This window comes from Rhizobium sp. BT04, assembly GCF_030053135.1.
Lineage (GTDB): Bacteria > Pseudomonadota > Alphaproteobacteria > Rhizobiales > Rhizobiaceae > Rhizobium > Rhizobium binxianense.
This window is the reverse complement of the sequence record NZ_CP125651.1, coordinates 38696-51395: the sequence shown is the minus strand read 5'-3', so window position 1 is coordinate 51395 and position 12700 is coordinate 38696. Positions and strand designations below refer to the sequence as shown.

The 12700-nt window shown below is 61.7% G+C and carries 13 protein-coding genes; 7 read left to right on the top strand and 6 right to left on the bottom strand.

The genetic code is table 11. From position 1 onward, the window contains the following. Positions 1 to 67 precede the first annotated feature (67 nt). From QMO82_RS05565 to QMO82_RS05535, 7 genes are all read left to right on the top strand, one after another. The gene (locus QMO82_RS05565; protein ID WP_183609171.1) at positions 68 to 1072 is read left to right on the top strand and encodes an ornithine cyclodeaminase family protein; all 1005 of its coding nucleotides are present in this window, start codon (positions 68 to 70) and stop codon (positions 1070 to 1072) included. A 5-nt stretch (positions 1073 to 1077) separates the two neighbouring features. Continuing rightward, the gene (locus QMO82_RS05560; protein ID WP_283196512.1) at positions 1078 to 1896 is read left to right on the top strand and encodes a phosphate/phosphite/phosphonate ABC transporter substrate-binding protein; all 819 of its coding nucleotides are present in this window, start codon (positions 1078 to 1080) and stop codon (positions 1894 to 1896) included. A gap of 37 nt (positions 1897 to 1933) precedes the next feature. Continuing rightward, positions 1934 to 2566: an ABC transporter permease gene (locus QMO82_RS05555; protein ID WP_003550062.1), complete on the top strand. Its 633-nt coding sequence runs from the start codon at positions 1934 to 1936 to the stop codon at positions 2564 to 2566. Next, entirely contained in the window at positions 2563 to 3198 is a 636-nt protein-coding gene (locus QMO82_RS05550; RefSeq protein WP_128460554.1) for an ABC transporter permease, read from the top strand. The genes QMO82_RS05555 and QMO82_RS05550 overlap by 4 nt, the downstream gene beginning before the upstream one ends. A gap of 22 nt (positions 3199 to 3220) precedes the next feature. Continuing rightward, entirely contained in the window at positions 3221 to 4162 is a 942-nt protein-coding gene (locus tag QMO82_RS05545) for an ABC transporter ATP-binding protein (protein WP_183609169.1), read from the top strand. Positions 4163 to 4448: 286 nt separating this feature from the next. Next, positions 4449 to 5543, top strand: a complete 1095-nt coding sequence (locus QMO82_RS05540) for a hypothetical protein (protein WP_183609168.1) — start codon at positions 4449 to 4451, stop codon at positions 5541 to 5543. Positions 5544 to 5572: 29 nt separating this feature from the next. After that, positions 5573 to 6418 carry an alpha/beta fold hydrolase gene (locus tag QMO82_RS05535; RefSeq protein WP_183609167.1) on the top strand — a complete coding sequence of 282 codons (846 nt, stop codon included), beginning with the start codon at positions 5573 to 5575 and terminating at the stop codon, positions 6416 to 6418. A 35-nt stretch (positions 6419 to 6453) separates the two neighbouring features. On the opposite strand, the gene QMO82_RS05530 is transcribed toward QMO82_RS05535, so the two are convergent. Genes QMO82_RS05530 through QMO82_RS05505 form a run of 6 tightly spaced genes read right to left on the bottom strand, consistent with a single transcriptional unit; the run spans position 6454 to position 12675 of the window. Continuing rightward, positions 6454 to 7197, bottom strand: coding sequence for an ABC transporter ATP-binding protein (locus tag QMO82_RS05530; protein ID WP_183609166.1), 744 nt, complete (start codon positions 7195 to 7197; stop codon positions 6454 to 6456). Beyond that, the gene (locus QMO82_RS05525) at positions 7194 to 8051 is read right to left on the bottom strand and encodes an ABC transporter ATP-binding protein (RefSeq protein WP_183609165.1); all 858 of its coding nucleotides are present in this window, start codon (positions 8049 to 8051) and stop codon (positions 7194 to 7196) included. Before QMO82_RS05525 ends, QMO82_RS05530 begins: the two co-directional genes overlap by 4 nt. Next, complete coding sequence (locus QMO82_RS05520; RefSeq protein ID WP_183609164.1) at positions 8048 to 8983, bottom strand: ABC transporter permease; 936 nt, start codon at positions 8981 to 8983, stop codon at positions 8048 to 8050. Before QMO82_RS05520 ends, QMO82_RS05525 begins: the two co-directional genes overlap by 4 nt. Positions 8984 to 8987: 4 nt before the next feature. Further along, complete coding sequence (locus QMO82_RS05515) at positions 8988 to 10085, bottom strand: ABC transporter permease (protein ID WP_183609163.1); 1098 nt, start codon at positions 10083 to 10085, stop codon at positions 8988 to 8990. Between the two features lie 5 nt (positions 10086 to 10090). Further along, on the bottom strand, positions 10091 to 11677 hold the full coding sequence (locus QMO82_RS05510; RefSeq protein WP_183609162.1) for an ABC transporter substrate-binding protein: 1587 nt from the start codon (positions 11675 to 11677) through the stop codon (positions 10091 to 10093). A gap of 44 nt (positions 11678 to 11721) precedes the next feature. After that, a complete protein-coding gene (locus tag QMO82_RS05505; protein ID WP_183609161.1) occupies positions 11722 to 12675 on the bottom strand; it encodes a dihydrodipicolinate synthase family protein in 954 nt (317 codons plus the stop codon). Positions 12676 to 12700 lie beyond the last annotated feature (25 nt).

Below are 12700 nucleotides of genomic sequence, written 5' to 3'. Positions count from 1 at the left end.
TCCCTAACGGTATTAGTTCGAAAATCCGTCCGGTCAGCAGCCGGACAGGAATGTGGAGAAGCGGGAAATGCAGGAAATCTGGATCGATTATCTCAACGCCCTCGATGCCAAGGCGCTGGCGCTGACCAATGACGAGATTCTCGATGCGGTGTCGAAGGCGCTGGATGCGCAGGGCAAGGGCGAAACCGTCATCGAGCCGCGTGTCCATCTCGTGCCGGAGAGTTCCGACAAAGGCCATTTCAACGTGCTTCGCGGCTATGTCAAAGCGCTGAACTATGCCGGTGTCAAAGTCGTCGGCGACTTCGTCGACAATTACAAGGTCGATCTGCCTTCGGAGCTTGCGGTCCTCAACCTGTTCGACCCGAACACCGGCGTGCCGAAGGCCATCATCGACGCAACTGCTATCACCGATATGCGCACCGGCGCAGTGACCGCCCTTGGCGCCAAATATCTCGCCCGCAAGGACAGCAAGATTCTCGGCCATATCGGTGCCCGCGGAACCTCTTACTGGAATGTCCGCCTTCTCGACCATCTCTTCGACTTCGACGAAATCCGTGTGCATTCGCGCCGCCCGGAAAGCCGCAATGCCTTCGCCAAGCGTCTCGAGGCGGACCTCGGCAAGAAGATCATCGTCACCGACAATTGGGAGGATTGCCTCAAGGGCGCCGACATCATGGTCGAGGCCAGCCGCCTGCCGGAACCGGCGCCGCTGTTCAAGACCGAATGGGTGAAGAAGGGAGCCTTCGTCGTGCCCTATGGCACGATGAGCGCGCTTGAATTCGATCTCACCGATATCATGGACAAGGTCGTCGTCGACGATTGGGGACAATGCGGTCCCGGCAAGCCGTTCGGAGCGCTTCGCCGTCACGTCGACGAGGGCAAGGTGACGGCCGAGAATTTGCATGCCGAAATCGGCCAGATCGTCTGCGGCATGAAACCCGGCCGCGAGAGCGACGAGGAAACGATCCTGTTCTGGCATCGCGGCCTCAGCACGACCGACGTGGCGCTCGGCGCCGCCATGGTGGCGAAGGCCAGGGAGATGAACATCGGCCAGCGGCTGCGGTTCGCATAGTCGCCATGGTGATGTCCAAGCCGGTCGCCTGTTCGAGAATGTATAATCTCAGCCCGCGCATTCGCGGCCTGTGGGACGCGCTGTTCGCGCTGGTCAGCTTGCAGTCCGGCTTAGAACTCGAGATCATCGCTCATGCAGCCCCTGCGCCGCTGGCGGAGCTATGGGCGAGGCCGGACATGGGTTTGGTCTTTATGTGCGGCTATCCGTTTTCGCGCATGCCCGAGGGCGCAAGACCGACGGCGCTTGCGGCACCCGTCTCGAGCGAAGCATGGTCTTTGGACCAGCCACTCTATGCCAGCCACATCCTCGTCGCCTCCACCGGGCCGGTGAACGCGGTGGCGGATCTCGCTGCGGCACGCTGGGGCTGGACCGTGCGCGATTCCCAATCGGGCTACCATGCGGCGCGCTCCTACCTTGCCGGCCGATTTGCGGGCACGATGAAGCAGAGCACGACGGTCGGACCACTGCTCAACCCCTCAGGCATCGTCGCAGCCCTCAAGGATGGCAGGATAGATGCGGGCGCGATCGACGCTTATGCCTTCCAATTGTTGTCGATGCACGAACGCGACGCGATCGATGGTCTTCGTATTCTGGCGACGACCGATCCGCTTCCCGCGCCGCTATTGGTTGCCGCGCAGACATTGCCCGCGGACATCGCCACAGCGTTACAGCGGAGTCTCGTGACGCTGCATGAAACGCCTGAGGGAGCGGCGGCTTTGGGCCGGCTCGGCCTCAAACGATTTTCGGCGGTCGCTCCGTCGGCCTACGATGTCCTGCCGCAGAGAGCCGACGACGCCGATCGCAGATTGGGGATCTCATGGTAGACAGGCGAGCGAGCGCCCGGACGCGGAGGTCTCGACGATGAAATGGGTCCCTAAACACCTCGATCGGCTATTCGAAGCGCTGCTGGAGCACCTGTATCTCGTTTTTTCCTCGGTCGGCATTGCCCTGGTGATCTCGCTGATCGTCGGGATATGGGCGGCAAGGCGACCGCGGAGCTTCGCGGTTATCATCATCTTCACCGGTATCCTGTTCGCCGTGCCGAGCCTGGCGCTGTTTGCGCTTCTCATCCCCATCATGGGGATTGGGGCGGCACCCGCCATTACGGGTCTTGCCGCCTACTCGCTGATGATCCTGATCCGCAATATCGGTATGGGGTTTCAGGCAATTCCGCGTGACATACTCGAAGCTGCCGATGGCATGGGCTACGGCACGGCGCGCCGGATCTGGGAAGTCGAGCTGCCGCTGGCGATGCCCTATATCGTCGGCGGCATCCGCATTGCCATGGTGACGGTGATCGGCATCGCGACCGTTGCCGCCTATATCAATGCCGGCGGGCTCGGCGTCATCATTTTCGAAGGTATCGACCAGCGGTTTCCCGAGAAGATCATCGCCGGCGGGCTGCTGACGTCATTTCTGGCGCTCTTTGCCGACTACTGTTTTGCATCCTTCGAAAAGCTGCTGCGCCGGCGCAGTGGAGGTAAAGCAGCATGATCGTTATCGATGCATTCAGCTGGATCTTCAACAACTCCAGTAGCTTCTTCAATGCTTTCAATCGTCATCTTCTGATGTGCGTCCTATCGCTCGGCATCGCTTTTGTGATTGCCGTGCCACTCGGATTTGCCGTCGCACGGGCACCTCGCGCCGCCTTTGCAGTGGTCAATATTGCCGGCGCCTTGCGCTCCATACCGAGCCTTGCGATCCTGTCGGCGGCGATGCCGTTTCTCGGCATCGGATTGTTGCCGTCGGTGGTCGCCCTCATCGTCCTTGCCGTGCCGCCGCTGCTGTTGAGCACGATCATCGGCATCCGCGAGATCGACGCCTCGGTGATCGATGCGGCCGATGGAATGGGTATGAGCGCTGGGCAGATGCTGTGGGAGATCGAACTCCCCCTGGCCGTGCCCTCGATTCTGTCAGGCGTCAGGACGAGTGCCATCCAGGTCATCGGCGGGGCGGCGCTGGCCTCCTTCATCGGCGGCGGCGGGCTTGGCGATTTCATCAATGCCGGCATCGCGATCATGAACATGCCGCGCCTTCTCGTCGGAGCTGTCCCGATAGCTCTGCTCGCAATCTTTGCAGAATTGGCGTTCGGCGCCCTGGAACGCGTCTTCACTCAACGGCGCTAAGCGGCCGAAAGCGGATATCAGGATGATTCATCTCGATCATGTTACCAAGAAGTACGACGGAAGCGGCCCGCATGCGGTCGACAATCTCGATCTCCTGATCGAGACCGGGACGACGGTTGCCCTGATCGGTCCTTCGGGTTGCGGCAAGACCACGACCATGCGGATGATCAACCAATTGGAGACACCCACGGCCGGACGCGTGCTGGTCGACGGCAGGGATATCGCCCAGGTCGATCAGAAAGAGCTGCGCCGCAGCATCGGTTATGTCATCCAGCAGGTCGGTCTGTTTCCACATATGTCGATCGCACGCAATGTCGCAACCGTGCCGCGGCTTCTCGGTTGGGAAAAGCCGCGCAGCGATCGCCGCGTCGACGAGCTTCTCGATCTCGTGGGACTCGATCCGGCCATCATGCGGCAGCGCCTGCCGCATGAATTGTCGGGCGGGCAGCGTCAGCGCGTCGGTTTCGCCCGCGCGCTCGCAGCTGACCCCGCGATCATGCTGATGGACGAACCCTTCGGCGCGATCGACCCGATCACCCGTGTTCGGCTTCAGGACGAATTCCGCGATATTCTGAGAAAAGTGAAGAAGACCGTCGTCATCGTCACACATGACCTCGACGAGGCCATCAAGATGGGTGATCGCATCGCGATCATGCGGGACGGCCGCCTGCTTCAATATGACAGCCCGCAGGAAATCCTCGCGCGCCCCGTCAATGAATTCGTCGAGAGTTTCCTCGGCCCCGACCGAGCCATAAAAAGACTGAGCTTGATTGCGGTATCGACGATCATGACCGCGCCGGAACCGTCCAACGGCGATGCCGAGATCGCCGCCGACGCCACGGTTCACGACGCCTTGGCGCTCATCCTCTCCGGTGAGATGCCGGGCCTTCACGTCAGGGGCGCCGATGGGACGCGTGCGGGATATCTGTCTCGTGACACCTTGTTGCGCGCCAATCGGCTGTAGAGCTCACCTGCTACGTCGACGCGAGCGCCGGCACCGAGGGTTCGAGCCGTCCATATCGGGGCTCAACTCGTTGGCTCCGCCGCGGCGCGCACGCCTCGAGAAGATCAACGCACGAATCGTGACCACACACGCTGAAAGGGATTGCAGATCGCCTTCCTCAGGTTGTAGATCGGTATCGCACAAGGGGATTGTGTAAGCCGGTCGGTGACGTCACTCGCTCGCTCATCACGGCCGCTGTCTGAAGCTTTACCGGCGCACTGCGCTGTCACACGAGGGGTCCGCGCCATTGTCTTCGCTTGTTCTCCCAAGCCGCCCGCTTTCATTGGCGCGCGACGTCATTTCCACGCCGAACGCTTACTTCTGGGCAACGCCCGTTATCCTGGCATTGGCTGTCTTTCTCTTCATCTGGGAAGCGCCGGGCGTGATCCGCGATTTCCAGATCAGCCAGAACCCTTTGGTGCTCGAAGATGGCGATGTGCAAAACGGCCGATGCACGACACGCAAGGCCGTCTTTACCGATTGCGAGGCACGCCTTGTCTATAGCTACCGCGGACGAAACTACGACACCGAGGTCGAGATCATGTTCGTCGATTTCCATACCGGCGATTACGAAACCGATCTTGTGATTTCGGCCGATCATCCGGAACTCGCGACGATGAGCCTGGGTCTGGACATGCTCTGGAACAGGATCATCACGCTCGCGCTGTTTGTGATCCTGCTTGGCGGCACGAGCCTGGGGACGATTTTTCTCGGTGTTCGCATTTGGCGGGTCAAGGGCCAATTGCGCCGACCTGCCAGGCTGATCCCCGTCCCGGTCGAGATTAGCGCATTCGACCGCAAACGCGGCGTCCTTTCCATCACCTACAATGACAAGATCGCCGCCGACAAAACGGGGCGATCGGCTTACACGCGCATGAAGAGCGGACAGGAGCCGCTGATCGTCGGCGAAGCCAATGGCAAGGCGATCGGACTGGCCGTCAGGCACGGCAATACGGCCCTGCCGGTGCTTCTGGACGATCGTCTGCAGCGCGTCGAGCTGACCGATGCCGAACGCACCGCGGCTCTTGCACCCCTGGGGTATCAGCAAGAGGGCGATCAGAGCAGGCCGGTGTTGATCGAAGAACCCGCAAGGACGGTATCGATCTGGAGGCGGCTGCAGCTTTTCTTCGGTGTGTTGCTTCTTATCTTCGTCGGTGTGGTCGGCTTCTGGCTTTGGTACGTGACGAGCTCCCCGACGCAATTCCAATCGCCTGGCATGGATATCAACAATCTCATGCCCGCGCCGTTAAACGAGTGGGGATGCGAGCAGTTGAAGAAGCGGTTTGGTCAGGATCGTGCGCCGTTTGGGTGCGTGGCGGCCGATTACACCAGTTGGAAATAGAGGGGCCTGCCAAATAAAGGACGCCCCAAATGAGTGAACGCATTATCAAGTTTGACGACGTCGAGATCGCCACGCAAGCATTTGGCAACCCGGCGCATGAGCCGGTCCTGTTGATCATGGGCGCCATGGCGTCGATGCTGTGGTGGCCGGAGGAGTTCTGCCAACAGCTTGCCGATCGCAGGTTTTATGTCATTCGCTACGACAATCGAGACACCGGCCGTTCAACGATCTATGCGCCGGGGGAGCCTCCCTACACAATGGACGACATGGCGAATGACGCCATAGGGATACTCGATGGTTACGGCATCGACAGAGCCAATCTGATCGGAATGTCGCTGGGCGGCACGATCGCCCAGATCGCAGCCCTCTTGCATCCCGAGCGCGTTCAGACGCTGACGCTGATTTCCACCACGCCGTTGGGCATCGATATCAGTGCTCTGCCGCAAACTATCGACGCGTACATGGAGCACGCGGCGACGGGCGAGACCGTCGACTGGACGGACGATGCCCAGGTGATCGACTTTGTCGTCAGGGATACGCGGATGATCGCCGGTTCGAGGCACCCTTATGACGAGCGGCGGGCGCGCAGCCTTGTGGAACGGGACGTCAGGCGGGCGAAAAACTTCGTCAGCGCCACCAATCATTTCATGCTGAAGGGCGGCCAGACCTTGAAAGGAAAATTGGCCGAACTGGTCGTGCCGCTCCTTGTCATACACGGAACGGCCGACCCGATTTATCCGGTCGAGCACGGCGAACTGCTGGCACGAACCGTCAAGGGCGCGAAGCTCCTCCGGCTTGCAGGTGGCGGCCACGAAATTCATCCCGACGACTGGGACGAGATCATTTCTGCGATCGACACCCACTTGGGTGCATAGCTCCGGGATCTGTCGGATCTCACATACTGAGGCGGTTACGCCCTTCCGTACATCCGGCTCGCGCGCAGCAGACGTTGCGAATAGGGATGTTCGACAGCACCTCTGCGCAGCGCCTCGATATCGACCTGTTCGACGATCTCGCCGGCTTCCATGATGGCGACGCGGCTGCACATATGGGAGACGACGGCGAGATCGTGGCTGACCAGCAGATAGGTAAGGCCGCGCTCGGTGCGCAGATCCTGCAGCAGATTTAGGATTTCGGCCTGCACCGATACATCGAGCGCCGATGTCGGTTCGTCCAAAAGCAGAATGTCCGGGTTGAGCATCAAGGCTCGGGCGATCGCGACGCGCTGGCGCTGTCCGCCGGAGAGCTGATGCGGAAACCTGTAGCTCAGCGCCGGATCGAGCCCGACCGATCTCAGCACCGCGTTGATGTCGACGGAGTTCGTATCCAGTCCCTGGTTGCGCAGCGGTTCCTTCAGCTGCGAACGGATGGTCTTGCGGGGGTGGAGTGATCCGTAAGGGTCCTGGAACACCATCTGCACCCGGCGGAAGAAGGGTCGGCTGCGTTGCCGGTCCAGCGTCTCGCCCTGCAGTTCGATACTGCCGTCATAATTGGCGTTGAGGCCGGAGAGAGCTCTGAGGACCGTGGACTTTCCGCAGCCGGACTCGCCGACCAGGCCGAACGCCGTTCCCTTTTCGATGGCGAGGTTGACGTTTCTGACAACAGGCCTTTGGCCGTGTGCGAAACGAATGGTGAGATTGTCGATCCTGATCATCGCGGCGGCTCCAATGCGAGGTCGTCAAGCCAGGCGGCATCCCGCTTCAGGATCGGCAGCCGGGCAGGCGGATTCTCGATCGTCGGCAGGGATGCCAGCAACCCTTGCGTATAAGGGTGTCTGGCCTTGTCGAGATCGCGCGCCTCCAGCACTTCCACGACGCGGCCGGCATACATGATGAGGACGCGGTCGCAGAAATTCCTGATGAGATTGAGGTCGTGACTGATGAAGATCAGGCCGAGATTGCGGCGGGCAACAAGTTCATCGAGCAGAGCCAGAATCTCCAGCCTGACCGTGACATCGAGCGCCGAGGTCGGCTCGTCGGCGATCAGCACTTCGGGTTCGGCAATCAGCATCATGGCGATCATCACGCGCTGGCCCATGCCGCCCGATATCTCGTGCGGATAGAGGCGGGCCACGCGCTCGAGATCGCGGATCTGGACGGCTTCGAGCATGTCGAGCGCTTGGCTATAGGTTTTTGCCTTGCTCACCTTTGGATGATGGAAGCGGTAGGTCTCGGCAATCTGTTCGCCGATCCGCATGACCGGATTGAGCGAATATTTCGGGTCCTGCAGGATCAGGCCGATCCGCCGCCCCCTGATGGTCATCATTGTCTTCTCGTCTGCCTTGATGAGGTCGACGCCGCGAAAGGCCATGCGCTCGGCGCGGACGATCGCGGTCGGCGGCAGCAGTTTCATGATCGCGCGGCCGACGGTGGATTTGCCCGATCCGGATTCGCCGACGATGCCGAGTTTTTCCTGCCCGAGCGCGAAACTCACGCCGCGCACTGCGCGCATGCCGCCGCCGCCATAGGCGATTTCGAGGTTGCGGATATCGATCAGCGGCTCTGTCATTCCGAACCTCTCGGGTCGAGCACGTCGCGAAGTGCATCGCCGACGAGATTGAAGGCGAGGCTGACCAGTGCGATGGCAATGCCGGGTGCGGCGATCACCCACGGACTGTCGAGCATGAACTCGCGGCCGCTGGCGGCCATCGAGCCCCATTCCGGCCAGGGCGGCTGTGCGCCGAGGCCGAGAAAGCCGAGGCCGGCGGCAGTGATGATGATGCCGGCCATGTTCAGGGTGACGCGGACGATCACCGAGGGAATGCACATCGGCAGGATGTGGCGGGTAATGATCGCAATGGATGTCGCGCCCTGCAGGCGCACGGCGGCGATATAGTCCGCCTTGCGCAGGCTGAGCGTTTCGGCGCGTGCCAGGCGGGCGATCGGCGGCCAGGCTGTCAGCGAGATCGCGATGATTGCGTTGGTGATGCCAGGGCCGAGGGCTGCGGCAAAACCCAGCGCCAGCACCAGCCCGGGGAAGGAGAGGAAGATATCGGTGATGCGCATGAGGATTTCATCGACGATGCCGCCGAAATAGCCGGAGAACGTGCCGATCAGCAGGCCGAGCGGTGCGACGATGATCGTGACGAGCATGATGATGTAGAGCGTCGTACGGGCGCCGTAGATTACCCGCGCAAAGACGTCGCGGCCGAAATTGTCGGTGCCGAGAAGATGGGCTGCCGAGGGGGGCGCAAGCCGCCCGGCCATGTCTTGCACGATCGGATCGTAGCCGGTGAGCAGAGGGGCGGCCAGCGCCACGACGATCAGGAGCACGATGATGACGAGGCCGGCCAGGCCAAGCGGGTGCAGGCTGAATTTCAGCCAGCCCTGATGGATCTGCTGCGTTGACGACTGAACCCAGCCCTGAGGCTCCGGTGCCAGCAGCCATTTGCGAAAGCCGCCGGCGTTGGCGCGGTCTGCGTCTTGGGTGGAGATCGTCATGGCGTCACCGTGTTCTCGGGTCAAGAATGCGATAGAGGAAGTCCGACAGGATGTTGATGATCAGGAAGACGGCGCCGATCGTCAGCACCGACCCCATGACGACGTTCATGTCGTTCATCTGCAGCCCGCGGGTGAGGTACTGGCCGAGCCCCGGCCAGCCGAAGACCGTCTCGATCAACACCGCGCCCTCAAGCAGCCCACCGAAGGTCAGCGCCAGGATCGTCAGGAGCTGGACGCGAATGTTTCTGAACGCGTGGCGCCAGACAACCTTGCGGGTGCCAAGCCCTTTTGCCCGCGCGGTGATGATGTATTCCTGGCTGAGCTGTTCGAGCATGAAGCTGCGCGACATGCGGCTAATATAGGCGACGGAGTAATAGCCGAGGATCGCTGCCGGCAGGATGATGTGGCCGAGCGCATTGTGAAACACCTCCCATTGCTGCTGCAGTGCCGCGTCGATCAGAAGAAAGCCGGTCATCGGCGTGACAAGGCCCTCGTAGAAGACGTCGATCCGGCCCGATGCGCCGACCAGCTTCAGCTTCGCATAGAAGACGAAGAGCGCCATCAGCCCGGTCCAGAAGATCGGGATGGAATGCCCGGCAAGCGCAACGATCCGGGCGATATGATCGACGATCGTTCCGCGCCTGACCGCGGCCGTGATGCCCAGGGGGATGCCGATAACGGCGCCGATGATCATGGCGATGATGGCAAGCTCGATGGTCGCGGGAAAGATCGTCATCAGATCGGTGAGGATCGGCTGGCCTGTTGTCGCCGACATGCCGAGATCGCCGGTGGCGATCTTCCCGACATAGGCGAGGAACTGCATCCAGATCGGTTCTCCGAGCCCGAGCTCGTGATAGACGCGGTCGTAAACCTCCTTGCTGACCTCTGCCCCGGTGATGGCAAGCACCGGGTCGGCAGGCAGCAGGCGGCCCATCGAAAAGGTCAGGAAGAGCAGGCCGAGCAGCGTGGTCACGACAGCCACCACGCGCCCCGCCAGGCGCCGCAGCAAGCCCACCAAGGGATGCGGGGCCGCTTCAGCGAACCCGCCCGCCTGAGAATGACGGCTGCTCTCCTGCTTCGATGTCAGCTCGGCGCTCGCCACGCGCTCTACTCCTTCGTCACGTCATGCCAGCGCGTCGACCAGGTCGTATGCCCGTGATAATTCTTGACGTTGGCGCGCATGACATAGGGGTCGGTTCGCTGGAAGAAGATGACGAGCGGGGCGGCCATGCCGGCGTAGATCCCGTCCATCTTCTTGAAAATGTCCGTGCGCTTGGCCGTATCGCGCTCCTTCATCGATTGATCGATGAGCGTATTGAGGTCGTCCACCTTCATGCCCGTGCGCCAGAGATAATAGCTGCCGAGGCGCGCCTCGTCGCTATTGTCGGGGTTGAAGGCATATTGCGTGGCGACGGCGAAAGGATCGGGCAGACGGGCGCCGGAATTGCCGAGCAGCACTTCGAATTTGCGCTCGCGGAATGCGGGGGTGAATTCGCCGGGCACGAGATCGAGATCGAGGCCGGCGGTCCGCGCGCTCGCCTGCAGCGCTTCGGCGAAAGGCAAGGTCGCGGCCCCCGAGGGATTGAGCACCTTCTTCAAGCCGTTGGGATATCCGGCCTCCGCCAGCAGCTGCTTGGCTTTGGCGGGATCGTAATCATAGCGGACGCCTGCCTGCTCCGGAGCGCCGATCATGCCGCGCGGGATCATCGACTGCCAGGGAAAGCCCGTATAACGCATGATGTTGCCGGAGATCGCCTTCCAGTCGAAGGCGTGCTGGAAGGCCTCGCGGACCTTCGGCTTCTGCAGGTCCGGGTCTTTCTGGTTGAGGGCGATATAGTAGAAGCCGAGACCCGGTACGTTCTCGATCACCATATCCTTGTTGGTGGCGAGCGCATCGAGATCGCCGCTTGCCACGTACTGGCCGACATCGACGTCGCCTGCTTCAAGCTGCAGCCGGAGATTGCCGGATTCGGGGATGTGGCGGGCAACGACGCGAGCCATGGCGGGTTTGCCGCCCCAATATTTCGGTTGCGCATTGAAGATCGCGACGTCGTTCGGCCGCCATTGCGCCAGGCTGAAAGGGCCGCTGCCGGCGGAATTGGCGGAAAGCCAGGCGCCGCCGAAATCACCGTTCGCCTCATGCGACAGCACCGTCTTCTTGTCGACGATGCCGAGCGACGAGCCGGCCAGCGAATAGAGCACCAGGTCGGTGTTCACGGTCTGAGGCAGCTCGATCTCGAGCGTATGTTCGTCCTTTGCCCGGACGAGTTTTTCGACATTGTCCGATGTGAAGCCCCAGAGCGCGACATCGGTGGAGCCTACCTGGCCCATCTTGATGACGCGCTGGATCGACCAGGCCGCATCCTCGGCCGTCACCTTGTTGCCGCTCTGGAAGACGGCGTCGTCGCGCAAGGTCAGTGTGATGATCTTGCCGTCGTCCGAGACGCTCCATTGCGTCGCCAGCATCGGTTTCAGCGTCTTCAAGTCATCCGGCGCCAATTGCACGAGGTTGTCGTAGAGGTTCGAGATCAGCTCGGAGACCGTGCGGGCATTGTTCTGGGCCGGATCGAGCGTCCGGATGCCGGTGAGATTGGTGCCGATCACCAGCATATTGGGCGGCGATGCCGCCCAGGCAGGCTGCGTCGTCATCAGGGCGCCGGTAATTGCGATCGTTGTCAGTAGCTGTTTCAGCATCTCTAGACCTCCCAATCCTGTTGTTTGCGGAAATAGTGTCGAACTCAGCCGGTCGCCTTGGCAGACTGCTGCCGGTCCGGATCAGTTTGAATGCTGCCCTCGGCCTCCCAACCTCGAAGCAGTCGATGAAGTTCTTCGCGATCATGCTGGTCGAGCAGCGGCAATCCCGGCACGCGCACGGGACCGACATCGAGGCCGGAATAGGTGACGGCCTCCTTGACGACGGTCACATTGGCGCCGTTGCGGAATTTGGTCCGCATCCGCTCGAATGGTTCGAGCCGGTTGACGATTGCCCGTGCCGTGGCGAAATCACCTTTTTCGAGCGCAGCGTGAACGGCGAGTGAAAGCTGAGGCGCCACATTGACGAGGCCTGACGTGAAGCCGCGCGCGCCGGCAGCGGTAAATGTCGGCGCCCAGCTCTCCGCCAGGCCGCAGACGAACAGCGCACCGGCCGGATCGGCTGCCGGGATCGCTCGTGACAGCAGCATCAGATCGGTCGTCGCAAACTTGATGCCGGCGATATTCCCGTGATTTGCGAGGCGGACGATTTCGGCGACGGTGAAGCCCTCGGCCCTGACATAGGCGACCAGCGGCAGGGTGGAAGCATCGGCAAGATTGCAGAAATAGTCGATCTGGGCCGAAGGTGCTGCGAAAGGATCGACAGGCTGATGCGACATGACGGCCGATGCGCCGATCGCGGCTGCATCCTTGGCCATGCCGATCGCCTCGTGCAGCGACCGGCCGATCGCCGCCGTCACCGGCGCCCGGCCATCAACGCCTGACACCGCCGCTTCGTGGACGATCCGAATCTCCTGCGGCGTCAGCGCATAGAACTCGCCGGTATTGCCGGCAGCGACAATGTTGTGAATGCCCGCCGCCGCCGTCCGCGCATAGACCTTGGCGGTTATCCGCGGTTCGACTTCGCCTTTACCGTCATAGGCCGTGACGGGAACGCCCGACACGCCCGTGAGCGCCTTGCGCATGATCGCGATGCTCATTTTTCTTCCCCGTTAGCTTCCATCA